The following is a 603-nucleotide window of genomic DNA, read 5'->3' as shown; positions in this document are numbered from 1 at the left end:
CTAAAGAAATTTTTATATGCTTTATTTAGATCCATTTGAGCATTTGCCAGAGCAAGACTGTCAACTTCTTTAAGCCATTCAAATTCTTTCTTATACTGTGCTGGAGTAGGATACTTAATCTTTTTAATATCCAAATCTTTGTTTTCCTTGTATGATTTAATTCTATCAGCCAGCATTTTGTTATATATAAATCTGACACAGCCAAAAGTTCCAGCAAAATACAATTTTTGTTCTTTGTTCGGGTAAATCCTGTATTTATAAGCTTTTAACACATTTTCGCCTCATTTCATTCCTTGATTTTCTATGTACTCCTTAACTATATCAATTGGAACACCGCCAGTTGTTATAAGGCAATAACTTTTACTCCAGAAGTACTCTTTCCATAATTGTTTTTTTATTGATGGGAACTCCTTTTTTATAAGTCTGCTGCTGGCACTCTTATAAGCATTTATAAATTTTGATATATTTGTATTTGGTGATCCTCTAAACAAAAGGTGTACGTGGTCTTTATCATGATTCCATTCGCATAAAGTAATATTGTATTTAGGGCATATATACTCAAATATTCCCTTTAGCCTATTTGATATTTTATCATTTAGTACT

The 603-nt window shown here is 30.5% G+C and carries 2 protein-coding genes; both read right to left on the bottom strand.

Annotated elements, in window-relative coordinates; translation table 11 throughout:
• A partial coding sequence (locus LN736_RS18860) for a helix-turn-helix domain-containing protein (protein WP_229982216.1) occupies positions 1–272 on the bottom strand: 272 nt, incomplete at its 3' end.
• Positions 273–281: 9 nt separating this feature from the next.
• Positions 282–603: IS200/IS605 family transposase (gene tnpA / locus LN736_RS18855; protein WP_229982215.1), on the bottom strand; the 322-nt coding region annotated here is incomplete at its 5' end.

The organism is Clostridium aromativorans, from assembly GCF_020908015.1.
GTDB lineage: Bacteria > Bacillota > Clostridia > Clostridiales > Clostridiaceae > Clostridium_B > Clostridium_B aromativorans.
Note: the sequence above shows the minus strand (reverse complement) of the source record. Positions and strands in the feature narration are given on the sequence as shown.